Annotated in this window: 23 protein-coding genes; 13 read left to right on the forward strand and 10 right to left on the reverse strand. The window is 57.0% G+C overall.

What is annotated here, in order from left to right; genetic code table 11:
• Positions 1-190: 190 nt before the first annotated feature.
• From H7849_RS19440 to H7849_RS19455, 4 genes are all read right to left on the reverse strand, one after another.
• Positions 191-976: a hypothetical protein gene (locus H7849_RS19440; protein ID WP_186741722.1), complete on the reverse strand. Its 786-nt coding sequence runs from the start codon at positions 974-976 to the stop codon at positions 191-193.
• 151 nt (positions 977-1,127) lie between these two features.
• Positions 1,128-2,048, reverse strand: coding sequence for an IS1595 family transposase (locus H7849_RS19445; RefSeq protein ID WP_186741724.1), 921 nt, complete (start codon positions 2,046-2,048; stop codon positions 1,128-1,130).
• Between the two features lie 280 nt (positions 2,049-2,328).
• Entirely contained in the window at positions 2,329-2,556 is a 228-nt protein-coding gene (locus H7849_RS19450; protein ID WP_186741726.1) for a hypothetical protein, read from the reverse strand.
• A 489-nt stretch (positions 2,557-3,045) separates the two neighbouring features.
• Complete coding sequence (locus H7849_RS19455) at positions 3,046-3,984, reverse strand: MBL fold metallo-hydrolase (RefSeq protein ID WP_186741728.1); 939 nt, start codon at positions 3,982-3,984, stop codon at positions 3,046-3,048.
• A gap of 227 nt (positions 3,985-4,211) precedes the next feature.
• Between H7849_RS19455 and H7849_RS19460 the strand changes: the two genes are divergently transcribed.
• Positions 4,212-5,411 carry a YXWGXW repeat-containing protein gene (locus H7849_RS19460; protein ID WP_186741730.1) on the forward strand — a complete coding sequence of 400 codons (1,200 nt, stop codon included), beginning with the start codon at positions 4,212-4,214 and terminating at the stop codon, positions 5,409-5,411.
• Positions 5,412-5,481: 70 nt separating this feature from the next.
• On the opposite strand, the gene H7849_RS19465 is transcribed toward H7849_RS19460, so the two are convergent.
• A complete protein-coding gene (locus tag H7849_RS19465) occupies positions 5,482-6,024 on the reverse strand; it encodes a DinB family protein (RefSeq protein ID WP_251106362.1) in 543 nt (180 codons plus the stop codon).
• A gap of 87 nt (positions 6,025-6,111) precedes the next feature.
• Here H7849_RS19465 and H7849_RS19470 point away from each other — a divergent pair, with 87 nt between their 5' ends.
• Complete coding sequence (locus tag H7849_RS19470; RefSeq protein ID WP_186741734.1) at positions 6,112-7,605, forward strand: multicopper oxidase family protein; 1,494 nt, start codon at positions 6,112-6,114, stop codon at positions 7,603-7,605.
• Between the two features lie 193 nt (positions 7,606-7,798).
• On the forward strand, positions 7,799-9,115 hold the full coding sequence (locus H7849_RS19475; RefSeq protein ID WP_186741736.1) for an adenylosuccinate synthase: 1,317 nt from the start codon (positions 7,799-7,801) through the stop codon (positions 9,113-9,115).
• Here H7849_RS19475 and H7849_RS19480 read toward each other — a convergent pair whose 3' ends face one another.
• Positions 9,116-11,539, reverse strand: coding sequence for an ABC transporter permease (locus tag H7849_RS19480; RefSeq protein WP_186741738.1), 2,424 nt, complete (start codon positions 11,537-11,539; stop codon positions 9,116-9,118).
• 163 nt (positions 11,540-11,702) lie between these two features.
• On the opposite strand from H7849_RS19480, the gene H7849_RS19485 reads away from it, so the two are divergent.
• Entirely contained in the window at positions 11,703-12,947 is a 1,245-nt protein-coding gene (locus tag H7849_RS19485; protein ID WP_251106363.1) for a glycoside hydrolase family 5 protein, read from the forward strand.
• Positions 12,948-13,310: 363 nt separating this feature from the next.
• Here H7849_RS19485 and H7849_RS19490 read toward each other — a convergent pair whose 3' ends face one another.
• Positions 13,311-14,090: a S24 family peptidase gene (locus H7849_RS19490; protein ID WP_186741740.1), complete on the reverse strand. Its 780-nt coding sequence runs from the start codon at positions 14,088-14,090 to the stop codon at positions 13,311-13,313.
• A gap of 337 nt (positions 14,091-14,427) precedes the next feature.
• Here H7849_RS19490 and H7849_RS19495 point away from each other — a divergent pair, with 337 nt between their 5' ends.
• The 4 genes from H7849_RS19495 (at position 14,428) to H7849_RS19510 (ending at position 16,222) form a co-directional block, all read left to right on the forward strand.
• Positions 14,428-14,820, forward strand: a complete 393-nt coding sequence (locus H7849_RS19495) for a response regulator (protein ID WP_186741742.1) — start codon at positions 14,428-14,430, stop codon at positions 14,818-14,820.
• A gap of 111 nt (positions 14,821-14,931) precedes the next feature.
• Complete coding sequence (locus H7849_RS19500; RefSeq protein WP_186741744.1) at positions 14,932-15,219, forward strand: putative quinol monooxygenase; 288 nt, start codon at positions 14,932-14,934, stop codon at positions 15,217-15,219.
• An 86-nt stretch (positions 15,220-15,305) separates the two neighbouring features.
• Positions 15,306-15,908 carry a nuclear transport factor 2 family protein gene (locus H7849_RS19505; protein WP_186741746.1) on the forward strand — a complete coding sequence of 201 codons (603 nt, stop codon included), beginning with the start codon at positions 15,306-15,308 and terminating at the stop codon, positions 15,906-15,908.
• A gap of 32 nt (positions 15,909-15,940) precedes the next feature.
• Positions 15,941-16,222: a hypothetical protein gene (locus tag H7849_RS19510; RefSeq protein ID WP_186741748.1), complete on the forward strand. Its 282-nt coding sequence runs from the start codon at positions 15,941-15,943 to the stop codon at positions 16,220-16,222.
• Between the two features lie 32 nt (positions 16,223-16,254).
• Here H7849_RS19510 and folP read toward each other — a convergent pair whose 3' ends face one another.
• Positions 16,255-17,166, reverse strand: coding sequence for a dihydropteroate synthase (gene folP, locus H7849_RS19515; protein ID WP_186741750.1), 912 nt, complete (start codon positions 17,164-17,166; stop codon positions 16,255-16,257).
• A 35-nt stretch (positions 17,167-17,201) separates the two neighbouring features.
• Here folP and dacB point away from each other — a divergent pair, with 35 nt between their 5' ends.
• From dacB to lipA, 5 genes are read left to right on the forward strand one after another with little or no spacing between them, the layout of a single operon-like run.
• On the forward strand, positions 17,202-18,803 hold the full coding sequence (dacB, locus tag H7849_RS19520) for a D-alanyl-D-alanine carboxypeptidase/D-alanyl-D-alanine endopeptidase (protein ID WP_186741751.1): 1,602 nt from the start codon (positions 17,202-17,204) through the stop codon (positions 18,801-18,803).
• Between the two features lie 21 nt (positions 18,804-18,824).
• The gene (locus H7849_RS19525; protein ID WP_251106364.1) at positions 18,825-19,208 is read left to right on the forward strand and encodes a c-type cytochrome; all 384 of its coding nucleotides are present in this window, start codon (positions 18,825-18,827) and stop codon (positions 19,206-19,208) included.
• Positions 19,205-19,549, forward strand: a complete 345-nt coding sequence (locus tag H7849_RS19530) for a DUF2127 domain-containing protein (protein ID WP_186741753.1) — start codon at positions 19,205-19,207, stop codon at positions 19,547-19,549. Before H7849_RS19525 ends, H7849_RS19530 begins: the two co-directional genes overlap by 4 nt.
• A 34-nt stretch (positions 19,550-19,583) precedes the next feature.
• Positions 19,584-21,842, forward strand: coding sequence for an FG-GAP-like repeat-containing protein (locus tag H7849_RS19535; protein ID WP_186741755.1), 2,259 nt, complete (start codon positions 19,584-19,586; stop codon positions 21,840-21,842).
• A 26-nt stretch (positions 21,843-21,868) separates the two neighbouring features.
• Complete coding sequence (lipA, locus tag H7849_RS19540; protein ID WP_186741757.1) at positions 21,869-22,783, forward strand: lipoyl synthase; 915 nt, start codon at positions 21,869-21,871, stop codon at positions 22,781-22,783.
• Between the two features lie 86 nt (positions 22,784-22,869).
• Here lipA and H7849_RS19545 read toward each other — a convergent pair whose 3' ends face one another.
• Together H7849_RS19545 and H7849_RS19550 are read right to left on the reverse strand one after the other, a co-directional pair.
• Positions 22,870-23,226 (reverse strand): metal-sensitive transcriptional regulator, encoded by a 357-nt coding sequence (locus H7849_RS19545; protein ID WP_186741759.1) that lies wholly within the window; start codon positions 23,224-23,226, stop codon positions 22,870-22,872.
• A 10-nt stretch (positions 23,227-23,236) separates the two neighbouring features.
• The gene (locus tag H7849_RS19550; RefSeq protein ID WP_186741761.1) at positions 23,237-25,636 is read right to left on the reverse strand and encodes a heavy metal translocating P-type ATPase; all 2,400 of its coding nucleotides are present in this window, start codon (positions 25,634-25,636) and stop codon (positions 23,237-23,239) included.

Raw genomic sequence — 25,636 nt, forward strand, 5'->3', positions numbered from 1 at the left:
GTTCGCCCCACCCTACCTTCGCGAACAACGCGCGAAGGCAGGATGGGGCACCCGTTTTCCTGGCCCTGGTGTTGGTTTTGGGCTCCCCCGTACGTTTTTGCTAAAGGTAAGTATCCCGTCACGTCAAGTAATGATGCTATGATGAGTCGTGCCTCCAGAAAATATCTGGCTCGAAGCTGTTCACGACAAGCTAAAGTGGACAAGCCATCATTTCGACATCCTCGATAAAGCCGTCCCCGAATACGTCGATCCAAAGAACATTAGGTTCCTTGCCAAGCGTTATAACGAGGCGAAGACTGAAGCTTGGGGAAACTTCGAATCCACAATTGGCGGCGACGCGCCCACGGTCATATCCCATATGTTCGGAGATGTTCTTCAGTCCGCCAATTCCTGTCTCGACTATCTTGTTTGCGAACTTTTCCGAAGGTACAACCCAGGCGAGGAAGCCAAACCGCATCATAAGTTTCCCGTCGCCACTAGCCGTGGTGCGTTTAACAAGGAAATCGGTGGTGATGCGCTCTGGGGCATTCCGTTTGAGGCAGTCGCAGTCATTGAGGGATTGCAATCTTACGAGGGTAGGACTGACCTTGTGCCATCTCGATTGATGGCTCTCCGAAACCTCACAAACACTCACAAGCACCGGAAACTGCATATAGCCGTCTTGACGGCTAGCCCGGCTCCAAGCGATCCCTCTGCCCTCCTCGATGAAAACGGGGAACTCTTCGCAATGGCTAAAGACCTGCCAAAAGCGGTGCATTTCAAGGCAGAGATTGGCCCTTTCCCCGTTACGCAGGATGGAGAGGTGAATGTGGATAGCAAGTTTGCCGCAGTGGTAGTGCTCGAAGAAAGTCAATTTCGAGCAGTTCTTATCACCATCGTGGCCGGGGAATTGTGTCAGGCTGTCACTGAGGCTTACAGTCGATTGATTCCGTTCTTCGCGTAGCATATCCGCCTTTTCCGGCGGATTGTGATACACTCCGCCTAGGCGGAGGATCACAGCAGCGTGAGCGGCAACTCTAGCAGCGATGAACCGAACGCGAAACCTTCAGGCTTTAAGCCATCCAAAGAAGTAGAAGAAAAGATGCAGCCCGTCAGCCGCGATTCTTTCTTCAGCCTCTTGAGGCGATCTAGTTCGCCCGTTCCGAAATCCTCTCCAAAATCGAAGTAAACATCGGCGAATCTGAAAATCTACGGTTGTACCGGAAAGAATACTCATTCAGGTACGTCTGCAAATACTTCTTGCTGACTGAGTGATACACGCCACCGATACCGCGCTTTACTACGCTCCAGAAACCCTCAATCGTGTTCGTGTGGCAATCGCCCATCACATACACGCTCTGCGAGTGCTGAATGCGGCGGTGAACATAACCATTCGGATGCTGCGAAAGCCTGTCATAGATCGGGAACTCATCGGTATACACGACGCTCTCCGGAAGTACCTTTTCGCAGAGAATCGGCATGATCATCTTAGCCTTGGCATCTGGCGTAACCATAGCGACGACGCGGCCACCGCGCTCTACCATGCCGAACACGGGAGTTTTGTTATCAAGGCTACGTCCAGCGCCAGCACGTTTCCCAAAGCGGCGATTGCGACCCTTAGAACCGAAGTAGGATTCGTCAGCTTCCACCGCCGATCCCTCCAGACTGATGTCCTCCGACATCAGGGTACGAATCTGCTTAAACATCCTCCAAGCCGTCTTATAGGTCACTCCCACCTCGCGCTGAATCTGCTTTGCGGAGATGCCGCAGCGTGTTGAGGACATGAGATACATGGCGTAGAACCACAACCGGAGAGAAGTAGTGGACTTCTCAAAGATCGTTCCAGCCATCGGGGAAATCATGCTTCCGCAATAATCGCAAGCATAGGCTGGACGGCCCGTAACGCGATGATGTTTGCGGTCAAGTTGGCACTTCTCACAGAAAGCAATGCCGTTCGGAAAGCGCTGCTCTTTCAGGAACTCCAAGCAAGCATCGTTATCGGGAAACATCCGGTTGAAATCAGCTACCGTGAACCGTAAGTGTTTCGGGATGCTTTGCTTGACTTTCATAATGAAGATAGTTTGCCATATCTTCTACTTGATGTCAAGGGATAATTACCTTAACAAAAAAGTATGGGGGGCCTCCACCCCAGCGTCGGCAGCCATCTAGCAAAGCGAGAAGGTTGTCGCGCCGAAGATAAAACAAAAACGCGCGCAGGTTACATCAGAACCGATGACCGCGTACCCCCAAGTATCTATAAAAAGACGAATTTACAAAATATAGGGGGAGGGGTCACACACGGAAACACTCACCCCCGAATGAACGTCCACCGCTCCCTCAACGACTTCTCTACTGAGGAATTGTTGCCTTCTCTGCAGATTGCCGGGCGGACGCAGCGTGCACCGTTGTAGCCGACGACCGGCTCATCATCGATTTCAGCATCAATCCCGCCCGCGATGGGAGGCAGACGCAGAAGGAGTCTTTCCCGGAACTGTTAGTAGAACGCGGCTGCGCGGGTAGGGATCCGATAGCCACGATGACGAGCAGGACGGCTGCGAAAATAGCGAAACGTCGCATAGGTCGATCCTCTGGGAGACGATACGGAGGCTGTGTCATAGCAGTTCCTCAAAACTTTCAGCAATAGATATGAGCACGTAGCCAGCCAAAGGTTACGACGCGCAACCCGCCCGAAACCAACAGATTCACATGGCATTCAAAAACAGAATGTCCGTTTCAGGTCAAACATGTTCGAAATTGGACACAGCAAGATGAGCATTTCGGCAAGGTCCAGGGTGGCGCGAAGCTGATGATCGCAAAATCCGCGCCACCGAGACTGGAGCCAGGGGCCTCAGCTCGATATTCAGGACGCAGAGTCGGGCTTTTTTTGCTGGCTCAAGGTGAACATGCCTAACCCAAGTTGATAAGTGCTCAAACACAGCCGTGGAGTACAATCCCGAAAGGTCTACGAAGAACTCAACGGAAAGAAGCTCGCCGCGCTCATGGACGAGCCGCATCTCGCCCGCCGCGCTCACGCACGCGCGCACGGCCTTGGCTTGAGAGAAGCGATCACCGAACCGGAAAGCAATCGAGGTCGTTGGCAAAAGCGATTGAACCCGAATATCGCCGCCGGATCTCGGCTTCGGTGTCCTTCTCTTTTCCCAACGTCCGCAACATGCGATGCGATAGCACCAGCTGCTTCACGTGAGCATTTGCGGCAGTCGTTCCAATCACCGAAGGCGGCATGTGGAGACGTCTTTCCAATCCAGTCGCACCCTCCGGTACAGCGTTATGAGCGACGAATAAATCCGCGTTCATGGCTAACTGCGTCAGACCATCGCCGTCACCGTTCGTGTCTCCGCTGAAGACGATGCGCTTGCCGCCGATCTCCACGCGCCATGCCAGTGCAGGAAACACACCATGAACAACGCTCACTGCATACAGCGCCATATCGCCATTGCGAGTGACGAGAACCGGCGTTGGGCTGGGCGCAACATCATGCGGCTGTAATTGATAATTGCCTTCGCCAGCCGGCTCGACCAGGTCGCTTAAATAGCGCCACGCTCCATGCGGATCAGCAAAGAGATCACGCACAAATTCCGTAGTCGAAGGCATGTACTCGTTCCCCGAAGGGCCGTACACCGGCAGCGCCCGATTGCGATCCTCAAACCACGAAGAAAAGATCAAAGCAGGAAAATCACCACTGTGATCCACATGAAAATGACTGAAGAGAAAATCGTCCACCTGGGACATCTGCGCGCCACTCTCACCAAAGCGAAGCGCGCTGCCTCCTCCCGCATCGACGATCACGCGCGCACGACCGTGATCCCAGATCAGGTAGCTGGTCGACGCACGCTTGTCCTGCAGTTCCGGCCCACCGGAACCAAGCACCTGCACCGCCAACCCTGTTGCGCCACATGACTGCGCCGTTGCCGGTGAAGCTTCGCAAACAAATAAGAGAGCAACAAACGCAAGGAGAGCCTCTGTCGATAGCTTTAGCGAATACATAAGAAGACACTCTCACGATACGACATGCTAGAAGTGCCCAAGGGGCCGGAGAGGAGTCGCCACACCGGCGCTACCACAATTCCTGATTCAGGAACAGTACCGAAAGTTCCCTACTAACAGAGACATTTTCAGAGAAAGCGAGTTGATAGTATCCGTGGCGCGAGCCGCAGACCTGAACGCATTGCTGGAGCAAATGCGCGCAGGTAGATAGAACCCACGGAGCTGATATGCAAGGTCTTCTCAAAATTCGAAATATCTTCCTGGCGCTTCTTTTGTGCGCCGTTCCCGCGGCATCCTTTGCCCAGATATCCATCGGCATCGGCTTCACGATTCACACCGCGCCTCCAGTGCTACCTGTTTATGCGCAGCCTCCCTGCCCAGCTGACGGCTACCTCTGGACGCCCGGTTACTGGGCATGGGGGCCGGATGGCTACTACTGGGTGCCAGGCGTGTGGGTGCGTCCGCCGCAGATTGGCCTGCTCTGGACACCCGGCTACTGGGGCTTCGTTGGCGGCATTTACTCATGGCGCCCCGGCTACTGGGGGCCGCACGTGGGCTTCTATGGCGGCGTGAACTATGGCTATGGCTATGGCGGCGTCGGCTTCGTTGGCGGAATGTGGCAGGGCGGAGCGTTCCACTACAACACAGCCGTGGTGAATGTGAACACGACCATCGTCCACAACACCTACATCAACCGCACAGTGATCAACAATGTGACAGTCAATAACATAAACCGCACCAGCTTTAACGGACAGGGCGGCCTTACAGCGCAGCCGAGCGTACAGGAACAGGCAGCCCTGCGCGAGCAGCACTTCCAGGCAACGTCGGAGCAGCTGTCACACCAGAACACCGCAAGCCAGGACCGCAACCAGCTCGCATCCGTCAATCATGGACGCCCCGCAACCATGGCGATGAACTCCGTCAACGGGCGTCGCTATGACCAGCAGGGACGCATCGCCAACGGCGTTGCGTCCGGTCAGTTAACAGCTGGCGAGACGCGGAATCTTGAAAACCGCGAGGCAAACCTGAATAAGGAGGTCCACAACGACCGTCAGGCCAACGGAGGCACGCTCACTCCGCAGGAACGTCAGCAGGTGAACCGGCAGCAGAACAACCTGAGCCGCTCCATCAATGACGACAAGCACAATGCGGCAACCGCAAACTACGGCAACAACCAGGTAGGCGCACGCCGCGATGAGCAACAGCAACGCGTTGCCCAGGGCATCCGCAGCGGGCAGATGACTCCCTCAGAAACTGCGAGGACCGAAAATCGCGAAGCAAACATCAACCATCAGGTTGCAACTGATCGTCAGGCAAATGGAGGAAAACTCACTCCGCAGGAGCATCAGCAAATCAACCGCGAACAGAATGGCGCAAGCCGACAGATATACGACGAAAAACACAACGAAAAGACTGCACCTCGCTAGCCAGCTAGCCACAACAAAAATCGGTCCTCGTGCAAATTAAGCGAGGGCCGACTTCTTTTGTCGTCGAAGGCTATTTCTCACTGCTGGGAGGCACAAGCCCCTTCAACCTCATATACAAGGCGAGCGTCGCATATTGCTCGTTGTCGTGGGAAACGGTGCCCCAGGCGATCCCAATCCGCGAACGTTTTGCCTGACCAGCCTGCACCATGTTGGTGATGCTCGTATCGTTCAGGGCGTCGAACGCTTTGTCGCATTCTGCAAACGAGGCCTTCAGCGCATCCACAATGGTCGCCTTGTCCGCCGTCTCCGGAGGAGCCGGCTTGGCCTCGCTCACTCCGTTCAGCGCGCCGCAAGCGCGAAACTGCGCCTCAGTCACATGGTTGACGACGCGGGCAAATGTCCGGATGTCGGGAGTCGGCTTAAAGGTGTAGTTCTCCGCAGGCATGTTGTCCGCGGCCTTGAGTATGAATCCCTTGACCTGTGTATACCGTCCCTGCACCTCAGCCGCCAGAGGATTCGCAGCGGGTACCGCAGTTGAACTCGCCGCCTGCCCAAACAGCACTCCCGGAACCATCAGCCCCGCCAAACCGATCGCCGCACAAACCATGCTCATTCGTCGCATCCTTCTCACCTCGCACCTAAGCCTAACACTGCCATTCTGACACCAAAGTTAAGGAGCAAAGATATACTGCGAGACACGATGAGTCCCAAGCTTTCGCGCAGAGCCTTCCTCGGCGCTACAGGCGCTCTTGCCGGCAGCACTCTGCTCTCACCCTCTCCGCTCCGGGCTGAGCCGCGCTCAGCAACAGTTCCCGATGACGACCGCGCCGCCGACTACACCCTCACCATCGCGACCAACCCCATCGAGATCGCCTCCAACCGAATCCTCTGCGTCGCCACCTACAATGGTCAGTTTCCCGGCCCGCTCCTGCGCTTCAAGGAAGGACAGCAAGTCACAGTCGATATTCACAACAACACTGACACGCCGGAACAGCTCCATTGGCACGGTCAGATGGTCCCCGTCGATGTCGATGGGTCCGCCGAAGAAGGCACACCCTTCATCCCACCGCATGACAACCGACGCATCATCTTCACCCCACGCCCCACCGGATTCCGCTTCTACCACACCCACGTTCGCGCCGGGGCCAACCTCAGCGACGGACAATACAGTGGCCTTGTCGGCCCGGTCTATATCGAGCCCAGGGACAACCCCGGCGCCTACGACCGCGAAGTCTTCCTCACTCTGAAAGAATTCCAGCCCACCCTCAGCCGCGGTGGCGACATGGCCCAGGATTTCCTCTCGCCCGCAACCACCTCGCAGATATTGAAAGAACGCGGCGAGAGCACGATGAAGGAGTCGCTCGATGTGGGAACACCGCACGGCTTTGAAGTCGGTTACGACTCCTTCACCATCAACGGAAAAATGCTCGGACACGGCGAACCAATCCGAGTCAAGCAAGGTCAGCGTGTTCTCTTCCACATCCTCAACGGCAGCGCAACTGAGATTCGCAGCCTCGCATTGCCTGGCCACACCTTCACCATCATCGCCATGGACGGCAATCCACTCCCGAAGCCCGTCAATGTGCCCGGCCTATGGCTCGGCACAGCAGAACGCATCTCGGCCATCGTCGAAATGAACCGTCCCGGTGTCTGGATCATGGGCGATCTGGCTGACGACGACCGCCACCACGGCCTGGGCATCGTCATCGAGTACGCAAACGCAAACGGAAAAGCCCAATGGATCGCCCCAAAACCATTCCGCTGGAACTACACCCAGTTTGGCGGTGTGGGAGCCACCGCGCCCGAAGCTGACGAAACCTTTGAGATGATCTTTGAAAAGGTGAACGCAGCCTTCGAAGGCTTCAACCTCTGGACGATCAACGGCAAGTCCTATCCCGTGGGCAAGATGATGGCGCCCGCAGCGTATCACCTACATGAAGGCAAGCGATACCGCCTTCGCATGCGCAACGCCAGCGATGACATTCACCCCGTCCACCTGCACCGTCACACTTTTGAAGTAACCCGCTACGCTGGCCAGCCCACCAGCGGCCTTATGAAGGACGTCGTCATGGTCGGCGGCTATCAGGAAGTCGAGATCGACTTCGTCGCCAATAACCCGGGCGCAACGCTCTTTCACTGTCATCAGCAACTCCACATGGACTTCGGCTTCATGTCGCTCTTCGACTACGTTTAGCAACCCGGCAAGTTGAAGGAGCTTACACGCGGCTCAGGTTTTGGCTTGCCATGCCCCGCGTATATCATAGAGGTTTGGATCGGATCACCGGTCGCCATCCGGCACACGCTTCTCCAGGTCATTTCGGAACACGGACGGCAAAGAGGCAACGTGTGCGAAGCAAGGCCAAGATAAAGGCAGGATTCAGAGAAAGATGCGAACAAAAACAGCCATCGTACTCGGGGCCCAGTGGGGCGATGAAGGCAAAGGCAAGATCGTCGACGTGCTCTCCGAACGCTTCTCCGTCGTGGCGCGTTACGCTGGCGGACACAACGCGGGACACACCGTCATCATCGGCGGCCAGAAGTTCATTTTGCAACTCATCCCCTGCGGCATCCTGCGGCCTACAAGCAAGGCAGTGATCGGGAACGGCGTCGTCCTCGATCCACTTGCCTTCCTCCGCGAAGTCGGCAAGCTGCGCGACCTGGGCATCAACGTCGACGAGCAACTCTTCGTCTCCAATCGCGCGCAGGTCATCCTCGAATACCACCGCATGATCGAGCTCGCCGCCGAAAGCGCACCGGGCCGCCAGAAGATCGGCACCACCAGCCGCGGCATCGGCCCTGCTTACGAAGACAAGATGGCCCGCAACGGCCTCCGCGTCGTCGATCTGCTCAACACGAACCTGCTCAAGACGCACATCGAGAACGCCTGCCACGAAAAGAACACCATCGCCAACGCTCTCTTCGGCGCTAAGCCGCTCGACCCGGCCAAGATGTACGACGAGTACGCGCACGCCGCCGAGCAGGTCGCGCCCTTCGTCACCGACACCGCCTACTTGCTCAACAAAACCATCGACCAGGGCGGCAGCGTCATGTTCGAAGGCGCGCAGGGTACGATGCTCGACATCGACCACGGAACGTATCCGTTCGTCACCTCATCGTCAGCAACAGCAGGCGGAGCCGTCACCGGAACCGGCGTCGGCCCAACCAGAATCGGCACCGTCATCGGCGTCACCAAAGCCTACGTCACCCGCGTCGGCGAAGGCCCGTTCCCAACCGAAATCTTCGACGAATCCGGCGAACTTCTCCGCGCTCGCGGACAGGAGTTCGGAGCCGTCACCGGACGCCCGCGTCGCTGCGGCTGGCTTGACCTGCCGCTCCTGCGCTACTCCAACCAGATCAACGGGACTGAATGGCTCGTCGTGACGAAACTCGACGTCCTCGACGCGCTCGAGGAAATTCCCGTCTGCACCGGCTACAAGATCAACGGCAAGCTCATCGACACGATGCCCGCCGACGTGCGCGGCCTCGAATCCATCGAGTGCGTCTATACCAAGCTGAAAGGCTGGAACGAATCCACCGAAGGCATCACCGCATTCGAAAAGCTGCCGAAGCTGGCGCAGGACTATCTGCGCTTCCTCGAAAAGGAATCCAAAGCAAAGATCGGCATGATCTCCACCGGCCCCGACCGCGACCAGACCATGCTCATGCCGGAATTCGCCGCAGCCTTGGACGAGATGCACAGTTAATTATTCGCTGCGCAGCGCCTCGGTTGGCTCAACCGACGCGGCCCGTCGCGCCGGCAAGCTCACCGCCAGAGCAGCAATCGCAACCAGAGCCCCAATCGTCACCGCAAGAGAAAGCGGATCAGCGGTGCTCGTCTTGAACAACAAACCGCTCAGGAGCCGCGCACCTGCAAAACCAACAGCAAGTCCAGCCACGATTCCACTCGCAACAAACACCGCAGCCTGCTTCAGCACCAGCGTCAAAATATCTTCGCGCCGCGCGCCCACAGCCATGCGCACGCCGATCTCCCGCGTCCGCTGCTCGACCGAATAAGCCAGCACGCCATAAATCCCAATCGCCGCCAGCACCACCGCAACCACCGCAAAAATCCCGAGCAGCACCGCCGTCATCTTCTGCCGCGCCAGTGAATCCGAAAGTACATCGCCAACTGCCTGAACGTTGTAAATCGCCACATTTGAATCCAGATCATGCACCGCGCCTCTCACCTGTGACACGATGCTCCCGGGAGCAACGGATGTGCGCACTAGCAGCACAGCATGCAGGCCATAACCCGGCAGATATATCTCCGACTGCGAATCCGTCACCACTCCCAGATCGTGCGCATTCGCCACCACTCCAATCACCGGAATGTTCGAGGGCTGCGGGCTCATCACGCCGATCAGAATATGCGCGCCAACAGGATCCCGCCCCGACAGATGCTTCTGCGCAAACACCTGGTTGACGACAAAGAAACCCGTCGGCGAATCCACATCCTTCTTCTCAAAAGTTCGGCCCTGCACGAGCCCAATCCCCATCGTGCGAAAGAAGTCAGGACTCACATAACGAATCTGTGCATACGGAAACGATCCCGGAGCCAGTGGCGGCGCGCCTTCGATCAAAAACCGTGTCATCAAAAGCGAAGGCTCAAGTGGCACAGCCGTCGTGCTACCTGCCGAAACCACGCCCGGCATCTGCCCAACCTTCTCAATCAGACGCTCATAGAATTGCGTTGTCGTTGCGCCGCTGTCCGAGTAGCGTGACGACGGCAGCGTGACTTCAAAGCTCAGCAAATGATCTGTGCGAAACCCCGGATCGACAGCAACCAGCTTCTGAAAGCTGCGAACCACAAGCGCCCCCAGAAACAGCACCACCACGGCAATCGCAATCTCACCCGCAATCAGCACCCCGCGACTGCGCCGGTTTCCGCCCGTGCTACCGCGATCGCCGGGCCGAAAAGCCTCAGCCAGATTCAAAAATGTCTTCGTCACCGGAAGCAGACCAAAAACCACCGCCGTCAACACACATGTGCTCAACGTAAGCAGCAATACAGGCACATTCAGCCCGATCGACTCGACAAGTGACAAATCAACTCCCGCCGTGTGCGACAGCGCAAGACGCAACAGGGGCAGGGCCAGCCATGCGAGAGCCGTTCCCAACATCCCTCCGACAAGACAAAGAATCAGCGTCTGTGTCAGAAACTGCGAAAACAACCGCGTGCGATCCGCGCCCAACGCCTGCCGAATCGCAATCTCCCGCTGATTCGCCGTCGCGCGCACCAGAATCAGGCTGGCGACATTCGCGCATGCAATCAGCAGCACCAGCAACACCGCTCCCATCAGGCAGAGAACCGCAGGCCGCAGAGTTCCAACGAGTTGCTCTCGCAGCGGCTTCAGCGCCACGCCCTCCAACTTATTTGTCGCCGGATACGCCGCCGAAATGCGCGCCGCGATCGTCTGCATGTCCGTCCTCGCCTCAGCCAATCCAACGCCGGCCCGCAACCGACCCAGCACACTCACCGAGTGCCACACGCGCGAAGCCTGTGTCGGCTGGTCGAGCAGCGAAAGCGGCAGCCACACCTCGCCCTCTGCCGGATACGCCGCCCCCGGAGGTAACACGCCAACAATCGTGTAGCGCGCTCCATTCAGATCGATGCTGCGGCCGACTACACCCGCGTCACCGCCAAAGTAGCGCCTCCACGCCGTCGCGCTCAGCACCGCAACATGATCGCTGCCAGCTTTCTCATCCTGATCGTTCAGCAATCGCCCCATCAGCGGCGAAACGCCAAGCGTTGAAAAGAAATTCCCCGAAGCCAACACGCGGTGCACTTGCTCGCTTTCGCCGCTAGTCACGAGTGAAACCGTGCCCGGGTTCACCACCGAATATGCAGCCACCTGCTCAAAGCTCTTCTGCTGCGCGCGCCAGTCCATGTAATCCGGATATGTCGCCTCCGCGCCGGCCGCTACCTGCGGATGCGTCTCAAGAATCGCAACGATGCGCCCGGCATCGCGAAAAGGCAGCGTCTCGAGCAGCAGTCCGTAAATCACGCTGAAGATGGCTGTGTTCGCACCCACTCCCAGCGCAAGCGTAAGAATCGCCGTCAAAGCAAATCCGGGTGATTTGAACAGCTGGCGCAGCGCGTAACGCAGATCCCGCAATATTGTTGGCATCGTTTCTCCTCAGCAAGATAGACGCCTCAAAATTATCGGCCCTCCATCCACCGCATTTCTATAGCGATTCGTCACAATCCCGGTCTGCGATTTTGTCAGCACCGCTCTGTCGACCAGCATCGCCTTCACGCCAATGCAAAGACAATCGCTTGTCCATTGAGATATGCTTTCTGTCGCCAATATGAACCTCCTCACAAAGCGCTCTATCTGCCGGCTGTCGTTGCTGCTTCTCATTTCTCCCGCGCTTTACGCGCAGCGCGGCTTCGTTCACACCAAGGGCTCCGATCTGGTCGACGCCAAGGGCCTGCCATTAATGCTGCGCGGCACCAACCTCGGCAATTGGTTCGAGCCCGAGGGCTATATGTTCCACTTCGAAGACAATCCGCAGTCCACCAGCGAGATTGAAGGGCTCACCGAAGAACTCATCGGACCCGACAAAGCCGAAGCCTTCTGGAAGCAGTGGCGCGAAACCTACATCACCGAAGCCGACATGGACCTGCTCAAAAAGAGCGGCTTCAACTCCGTGCGAGTGCCGCTCCACTGGAAATTCTTCGACAGCGATAACTCAGAAGGCTTCCGCCTCCTCGACCGCCTCATCCAGTGGGCGCGCAAGGACAACGTCTACGTCATCCTCGATCTACACTGTGCGCCCGGCGGACAAACCGGCACCAACATCGATGACAGCCTCGGCTATCCGTGGCTCTATCGCAGTCCTGAAGCGCAGGCCAACACTCTCGCCATCTGGCGCAGGCTCGCCGCCCACTACAAAAACGAACCCATCGTGCTCGGCTACGATCTTCTCAATGAGCCCATCCCGCACTTCCCACAGCTGCAGCAGTACAACAAAGACCTCGAGCCCCTCTACCGCAAGATCGTCGCCACCGTTCGCGAAGTCGACAAGAACCACGTCGTCATCCTCGGCGGCGCGCAATGGGACTCGAACTTCAACGTCTTCGGCCAGCCCTTCGACTCAAACGTGATGTACACCTTCCACAAATACTGGACAGCCCCCGACGTCAGCGTCATCCAACCATACCTCGACTTTCGCGACAAATATCACGTCCCCATCTGGCTGGGAGAATCCGGCGAGAACAAGGACGAATGGATCGCCGCCTTCACCAAGACGCTCGAAGCGAATCACATAGGCTGGTGTTTCTGGCCGTACAAGAAAATGGACGCGACATCCTCCGTCGTCACCTTCGACCGACCCGCGCACTGGGATGAAGTCCTCGCCTTTGCCAAACTCCCCACTGGCACAGGCAACGCGGAGAAGCGCATCGCCGCGCGCCCTCCAATGGAAGACGCGCAGGCAGCTTTTGATGATCTGCTCAAGAAAATTCAGTTCGCCAACACGCGCGTCAACGCCGGATATGTGCAGGCTCTCGGGCTGACTCCTGTCTCACACTAGATAAAAAGAGCCAGAGTCCGTCAACAAACCCGGACTCGGGCGGCGTTCTGAGGAAGCACAACGCAAGTCATCTCTGACGGGATGCCAGATTTGCTGCAATCGCCAACTCGCCTAAGGTCTCAAAGAACTCTCGGACTGTCCCTGGAATAGGTTGGGGCCTGTGAGGAATTTGGCCCAGAAAGCGGAACTATGCCTGTAAATGGCTACGTTCGTAGGCAAATAACTATCGTAGCAATCTGGGAGCGCAGTAACTCAGCCATATCTTCCTCTGTCTTCGACGATACCTCTTTCAGTTACTTCATCACTCACAAAGAATGTTGTTTGTTGTATATCCCGGACCAAACTCTGTGAGTTCTGCTGAAATCAGCATTCTGGCTTTTCGTCCCTCGTCACCCACCACAGAACTTCTCCGAATACCTTCCACTTGGACACGTTGCTGACATCCAGCGGCAGACATTTTGGATTCACCGATACCAGCAGATCGGCACCGGAAAGCCGCTGGAAACGGGCAACTTTAAATCCCAGGTCTCGGTGAGAAACGACGGTGAGCCGTCGGTTCAGGGTCTCGCGATCCGTAACAGCAGTGTCGACAAAGATGATCGAACCGGGAGGAATGATCGGGTACATCGAGTCGCCCGACAAGTGCATGCTGATCATGCTTTCGGGATGCGGGCACCAGGAAAGCGGCGCCAAAAGAACATCTTCCACCTGAACTTCAGACAGGCTGACATTCTGCTGCGGCGGAATCTGATCTCCATAGGCTGTCACGTTCAGCAGGGGTATCGCTACCGCATTCCCCTTTCCGGATAGTTGGCGGGAGATCTTTCGACTCGCAACCAGCTTGAAATCCTGAAGCCTTACCTGCACCGAAGAGAGTGCGCGACGCAAGTTCGCGTCGGGGAGGTCTGAAGTTTCCATTCCCGCGCGCTCCCAGAAATAAATCCCGTCTGGCGTACGCGCAAGATTTCCCAGTGCGATATAGGTTTCAGCCGTTGGTTCGAGTTTGCCCTGTAGCCATCGCGAAACGGTCGCCGGCGAGATGCCGAGTCGTTCCGCAAGCCCGGCCTGGGTTAGTTTTAAGTCTCCGAGCAATCGTCGAATCCGATCGGACCACTCCGGAGACCGAGCTTGTTGGGCGACCATTGCCACTCCACGGCTTCGGGCCTTTCATCGGTGCAATTGCTCCAATGAAATCAATAACTTAACTTCCTAGCAGGTATACTAGCAGGAACTTTTCCGCATCGTAGGAACAGGTCGGAGAGGTCCCCGGGAATGCCGAAGCTTAAGACTGCAAAAGAGCGAGCAGCTGAATGTCAAGCGATTTGGATGGAGAGAGTTCCGATCCGGCGCTTATCTTACGCCCATCTCAAGAAAACGATTGCAGCCCATTCTGATCTTCCTTCGCCGGATATGTCCCTTCCAGGCCAACCAATCTGCGCACGCTGCACTCGCGAATTTCGCGCTTTTCCGAGGGTCTAAAATGTCAGGCGTTACCGTTACCTACAGAGTCTTAATCATCGATGACGAACCCAGGATCTCCGATACACTGGCCATTGTATTTTCGAAGCGTGGATATGAGGCGCGGGTTGCGTATTCGGCCGAGCAGGCGATTGAAATCATCGCAGAGTGGCGACCTGATGTGGCAATCATCGATGTTGTACTCCCCCACATGAATGGAATCGACCTCGCCATCGTATTAAGGGCCAACTACCCGTCATGCCGTCTCGTCTTGTTTTCCGGCCAGCCAGGCACGACGGAAATTGCAGAAGAGGCTGCGAAAAAAGGACACATCTTCGAGATCCTCGCTAAGCCGGTGCATCCCGTTTCGCTGCTGGACACCGTCGCGCTCCTGCTGAATTCCGGCTCATTTTGAGTCTCTTCAGGCAACGAAACCCGCATCAATCCTGTCCGCAACGGTGCGGGAGATTTTCACACTTCCCTAGCCAAACGTTTTATCGTACTTTCTAGCTTGAGCCCTGAACTTATGGTCAGCTTCACAGTGCGCATGCGTTTTGCCGACGAAGACCGTCCGCAAATCTCCGAGATACTCGAAAAATTAGCCACGGCCTCACGCCAGGAACCCGGATGCGTCTCCTACATCCCCCACTGGGTCGATGGAGACCCAAACACGGTCCTTATCTATGAGCAATACAAGGATGGCAAATCGCTCGATGCTCACCGCGCTACTTCCCACTTTAAGCAATATGCCGTTGCCGGCCTCTACCAACTCATGCGCGAGCGCACGGTCGAAAACCTGACCGCTGTCGTCTAAATCATTTGGAACGAAACCTAACATTCCCGGGCCCGAGCTGCATCGCAAACAACAGCATGTCAGCCCCTCCCCGTCCAGTTCCTAGAATGCGCCTTTCAAAGCTGAAAACCGCACGTCTGGCCATTTTTTTTGACTCGTACTTTCGCTGCGGACTACCATCCAGTACGCAGATGGGAAGACAATTCCGCGTCCGGACACCGCTTTCGGCACCCCCCGGCGTGTGCCTGTTGATGTTGTGCTTCTTCCTCTGGGCCATTGCTCAGCCCGCCTTTGCCGCCCTTCCCCATCACCCAAACCATGAGCTGCACAAGGAAATCGAAACCCTGGAAATGCAGTGGCGCCAAGCCCAGCTCAGCAATGACGTGGCCGTCATGGACCGCCTCCTCGCCGATGACTACATCGGCATCAGCGCCAGCGGAACGATCGAGACCAAGCCCGAGGCCCTCGCCCTGCGCCGCGCTGGAACCTTACACATTACTACCCTGGATTTGAACGATCTCAAGGTTCGCATCTATGGCGATACCGCTGTCGTCACCTCCCAAGCCAACCTCGCCGGCACGAACGGAGCCAGCGACATCAGCGGCAAATACCGCTACACTCGCGTCTACAACCGGCGTTTCGGGCAATGGAAGATCGTCAGCTTTGAAGCCAGCCGCATCCATGACAGCAACGAGCGCGAAAAGCACTGAATCGGATCTCGGCGTTGAGTAAGATATCGACCATGAATCGCCGTCAATTTGCCGTCTTACTGCCAGTTGCAGGCCTGACAATGGGCTGCCATAGCGAGCAAGAGCCTGCAGCCACCATGAATCTCATAGACAGTAAAAAGATTCAAAACGCCGTCGAGAACTTGGGATCGGTGATTGGAAACTTGGAAGAGGAAGTTGGCAACCTGATCGACGGAGACTGGAGCAAAGCTGTTCCAAAAGTTGAGGCTACGGCGAGTGACATCCGTATTGCCTTTGAACACCTCCGGCAGGCTCTTGGATTGCCTACCGCCTGAATCATCGCAAGCCACTAAGAATAAAAGCTTAACTATTCCGAGAAGTGTGGGGAAACAGACGCCAGCAAAGCGTCCGCAATGCGGGCCGCCTCGACGGCTGGACGCACATCATGCACCCGAACAATGTCAGCCCCGGCGAGAATCGCTGCGGTGGTAGCTGCAAGAGTGGAATAAAGCCGATCCTCCATCGGCGCGTCTGCTCCGCCGTGAAGCGCCCTCAGCGTCCGAGCCAGAAACGACTTCCGCGACACCCCGGCCAACAGTGGTTGCCCCAGTTCCAGCAACTCCTCCTGACGCCCAAGCAGCGCGTAGTTTTCATCAAAGCGCTTCCCAAACCCATAACCCGGGTCAAGCACGATCCGCTCCGGCGGAACATCCCCGTCAAGTGCAGCCTGCAGCCGCTCATTCAACTCCCGCTTTACCAAAGGTAAAACCTCGTCGGAAACAAGCCGAGGCTGTGACTTCCATTCATCAGGACGACCGCGCGTGTGCATCAGGACCACACCACAGCCGAGACGTGCGCAGACGCCAGCCATCTTGCTGTCCCACAGAAACCCACTCACATCGTTGACGATCTCGGCGCCCGCATCCACCGCAACGTGTGCCGTAGAAGCCTTGTAGGTATCAATCGAGATCACCGCCTCCGGACGCGCAGTCAATATCCCGGCAAGCACCGGGAGCACGCGCTCCTGCTCGGCAGCTGCGGACAAGTTCTCCGGTTGGCCAGGCCGCGTCGACTCGCCGCCGATATCCAGAATGTCCGCACCATCATCGAGCATGCGCAGCCCATGCTCAATGGCGTCGTTCGCGTCGTGATACAAACCGCCATCGGAGAACGAATCCGGCGTGACGTTCAGCACGCCCATCACCAGTGTCCTCGCACCCAGTGCCAGCGATCGCGTGCGCAGATGCCAGAGGAATTCGCTCCGTCGAGTGAAGGGCATACGAGGTAATGCTACACTTCGCCCCAAGGACACTCATGGTGACAATCCTTCGAACTCAAGCGATGACGCGCTGCCTGTTTCTCTGTCTCACCGGCCTCTTGAGCGCCTCCGCCTTCGCCAAAACACACGACAAAGCAAAGCCCACCAACTTGGCTCAGACCATTACGGCGATCCTCAGCGCTCCAGCTATAGCTCGAGCGCACTGGGGAATCTCAGTGGTCACGCTCGAAGGTCAACCCATCTACTCCCTGAACGATCAGCAGTACTTCCAGCCTGCTTCGAACGCGAAGCTCTTCACCACCGCTGCAGCGTTGGCACTGCTCGGACCTGACTTCACCATCAAGACCTACGTTGTCGCCGAAGGGCCTGTTTCATCCGACGGACAGCTGCGCGGCTCTCTTCGCTTCATCGGCGGCGGCGATCCTACCATTTCCGACAGGATCTATCCTTATTCCCCTCACTCTGAGCATCCCAATCAGCTATTTCGCGCCCTCGACGATCTGGCTGCGCAGGTAGCCGCCAGCGGAATCCGCTCCCTGGATGGAACCATCGTCGCCGATGACACAGTCTTCGCCTGGGAGCGCTACGGCCAGGGATGGGCGCAAGACGACCTTCAATGGGACTATGGGGCGCCCGTCTCTGCCTTGACCGTCAACGACAACGTCCGCTACCTGACGCTGGCTTCCGGCGCCGCAGCAGGAGACGCAGCCATCGCTACCTGGAATCCACTTCTCCCGGACGATTCAGCGAATCTGAAGAACGACACCACAACTTCCCCGGCTGGATCACAACAGCACCTCGGCCTCGATCGCCAACCCGACCAGACATTTCTACGAGCTTACGGAACGATCCCAGCGGGCAGCAAACCCGCTACCTTCGCCATCGCCGTACAGGATGCGGCCAAGACCGCTGGAGATGAATTCGCGCAAGCACTCACGGCGCACGGTGTTGTTGTGAGTAACACCGTACAGGCGAGTCATCGACTTTCCGGCGACACACAAATTTTCGAAAAGGAAGCGCAGCAGTCGCTCGCCCTCAAACCAATGAACTCCAGCCAGCCAGATCCTATCCCGCTGGCTCCGGGTGCTCGCATCGTCGCGGAGCGCACATCTCCGCCTTTGAGCCAGATCGTAACGGTGGTCAACAAAGTCAGTCAGAACCTGCACGCTGAGATATTGTTGCGTCTCCTGGGCAAAGCTGAAGGCGACGACGGCTCCGTTGTTCAGGGAACGCGTGTGGTGCGGCAGTTCCTCGTCTCAGCGGGAGTGCAGCCGGATGATTTCTTCTTCTACGACGGTTCCGGCCTATCTCCACAGGACGTCATCACGCCTCGTGCCGCAACCACTCTGCTCAGCTACGCAACGCGCCAGAGTTGGGGCGCTGTATATCGCGACTCTCTTCCGGTGGGCGGAGTCGACGGCACGTTGGAGAACCGATTCAAACAGCCGCCGTTAAAGGGAAAGGTATTTGCAAAGACTGGAACCCTGGCCGAAGTCCATGCATTGAGCGGCTATCTGACAGCAGCAAGCGGACGCACGCTGGTGTTCTCGATCCTCTGTAACGACCACTCGCCCGTAACCGATACCACGCGCGCAGCCATGGACAATGTTGTAGCCGCGATTGCCGCTGCGAACTAACGCCGGCTACGCGCTGCTATCATGGCAGTAGCCTTGTCGCATACTCAGAGACATCTTTTAGGCATCGTCTCGCTGATGGCAGCGGCGGGGCTCGCAGCAGTCGGATGCGGACCGAAACTTGCTCCCTCAAAGCCTTTGAACGAGCTGACGCCGCAGGAAGCACACGGACAGCAGGTCTTCGCCGGCCACTGCGCGCGATGTCACTATGCAGATCGCGACTCGGGCCTGCACGGACCAGGGTTGTTCGGCCTCTTTCGGAGAAAGTATCTTCGCAATGGTGCTCCGGCAAACGATGATCGCGTAACCGACCTGATCCTACATGGACGCGGCATGATGCCCGCGATGGGAAATTCGATGGATGACGAGCAGTTGCAGGCATTGCTCGCCTACTTGCACACGCTATGACGACGAATCAAAAACAAATCAAGGGCCCGCTGCCTGGGATGGCTGCAGTCGCTCTCTGGATGTTCATTCTCTGCGGCATCGGGCTATACGGTGTTATCGCGCATCAATTGCCGAGGGTGGCCATCTTACTGTGTGTATTCTTCGCTGCCGCCTCGAGTGGACTTCTGCGACAGCGCCGATGGGGCTGGGCGCTTTCTCTGGCTGCGGCATTCCTTTCGATGTGTTACGGCGTTTACATGTTATTTCGCTTTCATCAAACTCCGCTCATCGTGATGATCGCAGTGAATCTGATCTTCTTTCTCTATCTGGTCCGCCCGCAGGTCATCGAGCGGCTGCGATAGAAATCTCCATCTCTAGAATGCTAAAGTTCCATGCATGCCTCGCGGGGTTCATCTCTTTTGGGCTGTGGTTTTTCTGGCAGTTTCCGCTTTGCCGCAAGCAAGCGAACAAGGCAGCGCATATCAATCCGCGGGCACAAAGAAAATGGCCGCGCTGCTGCGCCAGATTTATGAACAGAACGATTGGAAGGCCGATCCGAACAAACCTGCGCAGAGAGTTGTATATTACCGCGCTCTATTAGAGAAAAATTTAACTCCTGAACAGGAAGTAACCGTTCGGCTGGAGATGGGGAAAGAGCAGTTGCGCGCGGGAAATAGTGAAGACGCCTTGCACACGCTGGAGGACCTGGCAAAGAGTTGCCAAGGCCGCAATATTCATTTGCCCACCGAGGTAGACAAACAATTGGAGCTTTTCATTGCGCTCTCCTATCTTCGGTTGGGCGAGCAGGAGAACTGCAGCAGCATGCACGGGCAGAAGTCCTGCATCTTTCCGATTCAAGGTTCAGGGATACATTCCCTCACACGCGGCGCTGAAGGAGCAGTGAAGACCTTCACAGAAATACTTGATGAAGACTCCAAGGATGATGCGGGGCGCTGGTTGCTGAACATCGCCTACATGCAACTGGGGAAATATCCCCAGGGTGTTCCGGCAAAATGGCTCATCCCCGCGGACCTCTTCAAATCCGAGTACGACATCGGAGATTTTCTGGATGTTGCGCCACAGGCGGGCGTGGCCATGGTTGGACATGCTGGCGGAGTGATCCTTGACGACTTCGATGGGGATGGCCTGCTTGACTTGATGATTTCGTCTTCAGCGCCCATGGAGCAGTTGCGGTTCTTTCACAACAACGGAGATGGCACTTTCAGCGATCGCACGCGGCAGGCCGGGCTCACTGGTGAAGTGGGCGGCTTGAACATCGTGGAAGCGGATTACAACAATGACGGCTATCCCGATGTGCTCGTGTTGCGCGGCGGATGGTGGGGCAAATATGGCGAATATCCCATGTCTTTGCTTAGAAACAATGGCAACGGAACATTTGATGATGTGACCGCAGAAGCAGGATTGCTTTCCGTGCATCCTACTCAAACCGCAGCCTGGGCAGACTTTGATAACGATGGTTGGCTCGATCTTTTCGTCGGCGTCGAATCAACTCCGGGAAATCCGCATGTTTCGCAGCTCTTCCACAATAATCACGACGGCACATTCACTGAAGTCGCAGCACCGAATGGACTGGCAAATCTCGGCTTCGTGAAAGGCGTGGCATGGGGTGACTTCAACAATGACGGTTTCCCTGACTTATATGTCTCGGTCCTGGGGGGCGCCAATCATCTGTTCCGCAACGACGGCCCGCGCGACCCACAGCACCCGCGAGCCGATCAATGGAAGTTTACAGATGTGACGGAACAAGCGGGAGTGGCGCAGCCACTCAAGAGCTTCGCTACCTGGTTCTTCGACTACGACAACGACGGCTGGCCAGATATTTATGTGTCGGGGTATTGGGTCGATTCCATGAACGATGTGGCCGATTTCGAGATGGGCAAGCCATTTCACGGCGAATTGCCGCGCCTCTATCACAACAATCACGATGGAACATTTACCGACGTAACGAAGGCCATGCACCTCGATCGCGCGCTTCTGCCTATGGGTGCAAACTTCGGCGATCTGGATAACGATGGCTGGCTCGATATCTATCTTGGTACCGGAGCTCCTTCCTATCAGGCTCTTCTGCCGAACAAGATGTTTCGCAACAATGAAGGCAAGGTCTTTCAGGATGTCACGACATCCGGTGGATTCGGGCACTTGCAGAAGGGACATTCCATTGCTTTCGGCGACATCGAGAACAACGGAAACGAAGATGTTTTCGAAGGGATGGGAGGCGCGCTGCCGGGAGACAGCTATCAAAGCGTTCTTTACCGCAACCCCGGGCATGGGAATCACTGGATCACTTTGGAGCTTGAGGGCGTTCAGACGAACCGGGCGGCATTCGGTGCGCGTATCGCTCTCACCTTCAAAGACCAGGGCACAACACGACACGTCTATCGCACCGTTGGATACGGTTCCAGTTTCGGAGGAAATCCACTCCGTCAACATATCGGTATTGGAAAAGCAGCTTCAATTGAGAAGGTTGAAATTTATTGGCCTGTCTCACAAACCACGCAGATCTTTACGAATGTTGCGATTGACCGAGCCTTTCATGTGAGGGAGGGCGCGTCGAAGCTGGAGCCTAGAAGTTACAAACAGTTTGCGTTCAGTACGCTGCCCCTTTCAAAAGACAGCATGGGCATGCAGCACTAGCAAATCCCGTACAATAAAGGGTTGCCATGGGTACTGCTGCCGAACTTATACAGATCGACGTCGCTCCTCGTAAACCCGCGCCTAAACCAGATTGGCTGAAGGCACGCGCTCCAGTTGGCGATAACTATCACAACCTGAAGAAGCTGGCGCGCAGCCTGAATTTGCACACGGTGTGCGAATCGGCGCACTGCCCCAACATCGGCGAATGCTGGAACCATCGCACTGCCACCTTCATGATGCTCGGCAACACCTGTACTCGCCGCTGCGGTTTTTGCGCGGTGCCCAAAGGACGCCCCGACGCCATCGATTTCGATGAACCCCGCCGCGTAGCCGAGGCCGTTGCCACTCTGGGACTAAAGTTCGCCGTCATCACGAGCGTCAATCGTGATGACGATATTCTCGGAGGCGCACGCGCCTTCGCCATGGTGATCGACGAGATTCGCAAGCAGGCACCCGGCTGCCAGGTCGAAGTTCTGATCCCCGATTTCCAGGGCAATGAAGAAGCCATCCGAATAGTTGTAGAGGCCCGTCCGGAAATCCTGAATCACAACACCGAGTCAGTGCCGCGTCTCTATCGCGCCGTCCGCTCCGGAGCGCGCTACGAGCGAACGCTGCGCCTTCTCGAATACGCTAAAGAACTCGATTCGACCATCACGACGAAATCCGGAGTCATGGTCGGCATCGGTGAAGAGATGGACGAATTACTCCGGGTCTACCGCGACCTTGCCTCCGTCGGGACCGACGTACTCACCATCGGACAATATCTGCGGCCATCAAAGGATCATCTCCCAATAGCGCGGTACTATGCGCCGGACGAGTTTGCCTTCATGAAACAGGAAGCGCTCAGGATGGGCTTCCGCCACGTCGAGTCCGGACCGCTTGTACGCTCTTCATACCACGCGCATGAGCAAGCAAGTTCTTCGGGTATCACTTGTCAGTAACATCGCTCTTTGCGATCCAGACATACTCCGCAATATTCAATCGGGACAGGGTTCCCCATGAGGGGACCCCTGCAGTTGTGGGCTTTCTAGCGAGCGTTCTTATAAATCATTTCGAGCAGCTCGTCGTACATGGCCTCTTTCTCTTCTTCTGAACCGCTCGTGATGGCATGACTCGCACAATGCGTCAGGTGGTTGCGCATCAGAGAGCGAGCGACGGCGCGAAGCGCTTCCTGCGCAGAAGAGATCTGCATCAGAATATCGGCGCAATACCTGTCCCCTTCTACCATGCGCTGAATCCCGCGCACCTGACCCTCAATACGGCTAAGGCGGCGCAGGTTGGAGGCTTTTATCTCAGCGTCGACTCCTACAGCTTTCCGCCCCGCGATCGGAATCTCGCCTCCAGAAGAAGGAGCGGGACAATATGTAGTTTTCCTGGTAGCCATAACTCTCTCCTTACGTAAGTTTCAACCGGCTCAGACGCAGACTATTTGTAACGACACTGAATGAGCTGAAAGCCATCGCTGCGCTGGCCAGCACTGGACTGAGCAGTAACCCGCAAACGGGATACAGAACTCCGGCTGCGATCGGAATACCGATGACGTTATACGCAAGAGCCCAGAACAGATTCTGGCGCATAACTCGCATGGTGCCGCGCGACAGCGCAATCGCGGCTGCCACCCCGTTTAAATCGCTGCGCATGAGCGTGACATCACCGGCTTCCATAGCGACGTCAGAGCCTGTCGCCATGGTGATGCCTACTTCCGCCTGCGCCAATGCGGGTGCATCGTTGACGCCGTCGCCGACCATGGCAACCGACCGCCTCTGTTCCTGCAGACGCCGGATGGCATCCACTTTGCCTTGCGGCAGCACGCCGGCAATCACGTCATCCACCCCTACCTCGCGGGCGATAACGTGCGCGGTCCGTTCGTTGTCGCCGGTGAGCATCACTACGTGCAGGCCTTCGCGATGCAGTCGACGAATGGCCTCGATCGAGGTTGGCTTGACTGTATCAGCGACGACAATCATTCCTGCAAGTTCGCCGTCGATCGATACCCACAGCGGCGTCCGGCCTTGTTCTGCCGCCTCATCAGCAGCCCGAGTCAGCGGCGCGACGGAGACGCTGTGCCCCTGCATCAGCTTCACATTGCCGATCAGGGCTGCATGCCCTTCAACGATTCCCACAACGCCCTGACCCGTCAGCGACTCGAATTCCTCCGGCCGCTGCAGCGTCAGACCGTTCTGCGTTGCATGGCGAACGACGGCCTCACCCAACGGGTGCTCGCTGGCGCGCTCGAGTGCCGCAGCGACGGAAAGGACCCGATCCTGAGAAAAGCTACTCGACGGGCTGAGCACCACCTTTGTGACCTCTGGACGTCCTGCCGTGATAGTCCCCGTCTTGTCGAGCACCACAGTATCAATCTTTTCCAGTCGCTGGAGCGCTTCGCCTCCCTTGATGAGCAATCCAAACGCTGCTCCGCGTCCGGTCGCCACCATGACAGCGGTGGGAACGGCCAGGCCCATAGCGCACGGGCATGCGATTACGAGCACAGTGACAGCCGCGGCAAAGGCCTGCATCGTGCCCGCACCGTGAGCAAAGAATCGCCACGCTCCGAACGTGACGATGGCCAGAGCCAACACGGATGGCACGAAGATGGCGCTGATGCGATCTGCAAGATGCTGAATCGGCGCGCGAGATCCCTGGGCCTCACGCAAGAGCCGTACAATCTGTGCCAGCGTGCTTTCGGCGCCCAGCATGGTGGCACGGTACTGGAGCGACCCACGCTGATTGAGAGTGCCCCCGATAACGCGATCCTGCGTTTCCTTTTCGACGGGCAGCGACTCGCCGGTTAGCATCGACTCGTCCACACTGCTTTTGCCCGAGATGACTTCGCCATCTGTTGGAATGCGCTCGCCAGGACGGACGAGGATGATGTCGCTGCGCTGGATTGCTTCGAGTGGCACATCAGACTCCAGACCTTCTCGGAGCACGCGTGCGGTCTTCGGCTGCAGTTGCACCAGCTTGCGCAGTGCGAGAGCAGTCCGGCCCTTGGCTCGACTTTCCAGAGTGTTGCCAACCAGGACGAGTCCGATGATCAGAATGCCCGCTTCGTAATAAACATCAGGCGCGATGCCGTGCGCGAGGAAAAAGCCCGGCGCCATGGTGTTGGCTGCGGAATAAAGAAATGCGGCACCCGTTCCCAGCGCAACCAGCGTATTCATGTCCGCCGTCTTGTGCAGCAACGCTGACCACGCCTTGACGTAAAATCGACGTCCAGCCCAGCCGATGATGAATACGGAGAGCACAAAAAGGAACCAGCGTATGCTGTTGTCGCTGACGGAATACAGCCATGGCGCCATTTTGCGCAATGCTGGATCGAGGGCCCGCATGGACCAGCTCATGAACGGGTCCTTCATGCTCTGGAGGCCTCCCGCACTCGACATGCTCATCAGCGGCATGGAGGTAACCATGGCGATGACGCCCGCCAGAACACTGACCCAGGCCTTCCAGCGCAACTGTTGATACTCGCGCAGCTGGTCTTCGTCATTCTTCTCCTGTGCGGCGAGAACCGATTCATTCGCTACCGGCAATTCGGCGCCGTAGCCCGTGCTGCGAATCTTCTCGACCAGCCCGGAAGGTGTGATCACCCGCGGATCAAAGGTCACGGTCGCATTGTGCAACATGAGATTGACGGTCGCGTCCTGGACTCCAGACTCACCTGCCAATGTCCTTTGGATAAAAGACTGGCATGCGGCGCAGGTCATGCCCGTGACCGGAATGTTGACCCGTTCGAGAGTGCCAGTCGAAGCGGCATCTCTATCGCTTACGACCCCGTCTTCTAAAGCTTTCGCCAT

The sequence above is a fragment of the Alloacidobacterium dinghuense genome, assembly GCF_014274465.1.
GTDB lineage: Bacteria > Acidobacteriota > Terriglobia > Terriglobales > Acidobacteriaceae > Alloacidobacterium > Alloacidobacterium dinghuense.